At 58.8% G+C, this 1,353-nt stretch carries 1 protein-coding gene; it reads left to right on the forward strand.

Features of this window, described 5'->3' with window-relative positions; translation table 11 throughout:
* Positions 1 to 306: 306 nt before the first annotated feature.
* Positions 307 to 1,353, forward strand: a 1,047-nt coding sequence (locus tag ACP7AJ_RS21230; protein ID WP_426062236.1) for a DUF4394 domain-containing protein, incomplete at its 3' end; no start/stop codon positions are given.

Raw genomic sequence — 1,353 nt, forward strand, 5'->3', positions numbered from 1 at the left:
GTGCTCGCCCGCACCGCCCACGGGCTCGTCGCCAAACGACTCGTTGTCGAGTAACCCCTGGCAATGGAAGCCTGTGCCTCCTGACCCGTAATAAAAAAAGCCCCAGCTGTATCAGCCGGGGCTTTTTTTGTTGCCAACGCCAATTATGTTTGAGTAGGAATAAGGCTGCGAGAACTGATTTTTGAATTAAAGCCAGTTATTTCAAGAAATTCATGGCTGCGAATTGAAAAATAACGTAGTCTCGCCATCGGCGAATTAGCGCCACCATATCATCGCAATTTTCTGCTTACCCTTTTCTCTCCATTTATGTTGACACACCTACTTTCGCTGCTACCTTCTGGCCAGCGGCTACATCGGGTACTAGGCACTGCGCTGGGAGTAGCGCTGGTATTCGGTAGCTCGGCCGCGCAGGCCCAAAGCACTATTTACGGCTTGGGAACAGTGAGCCAAGCCATTCCTTCCAGCAACACCTTTTTCCCGGGAGCAGCCGTGGGCGACCAGGGCATTGTTGCCATTGACCGGGCTACCAGTACGATTGGACCTATAGCCACTCCCATTTCCGGAGTGGCTGCAGGCCAGCGACTGGTGGGCATGGACTACCGCCCCAACACGGGGGAGCTGTATGCCCTTGGCTATAATGCCGCCAACAGCGAGGCGCGGCTCTACAAACTCAATCCTACCACGGGTGTAGGCACTGCCGTGGGCAACGGCCCCATTACCCTTGCGCTGGGCGGCGCCACCGAGCGCATTGGCTTCGACTTCAACCCCACCGTCGACCGCATCCGGGTGGTGAGCACCAACGATGCCAACTACCGCCTCAACCCCAACACCGGCGGCCTTGCCGCCCAGGACGGCCCCCTGGCCTACCGGACTGCGGGCGATGCCAACCTGGGCAAGGACCCAATGGTGGGCGCCGTGGCTTACACCAATTCTTACCTTGGCAGCACCAGCACCACGCTCTACGACATTGACATGCGCCCCACAGTGGGTGCAGGCATCCTAGCCACGCAGATTCCGCCGAATGAGGGCAGCCTGAACACTATGGGCACCATCACGCTCGATGGCAGCCCCATTGACCCCGAGGCCATTCTTAGCGTTGATATCTACTTCACCGGCTCAGCCAACGAAGCTTATTTGATGGAGGTGACCAAGCCCGGCGCAGCCGGCACCTCGGCCAGCAACCTCTACAACCTAAATCTTAGCACCGGCGCAGCCACGGTACGGCGGCCCATTATTCAGGCGGCCGTGGCCCCCTTTACTACCGGTGCCCCGTTCGACATTCGGGACATTGCCATACCCACCGCAGCGCCCACAACGCCCAATCTGCTCGGGCAGCTGGTGTATGCCGTTGCG

The organism is Hymenobacter sp. B1770, from assembly GCF_049896385.1.
GTDB lineage: Bacteria > Bacteroidota > Bacteroidia > Cytophagales > Hymenobacteraceae > Hymenobacter.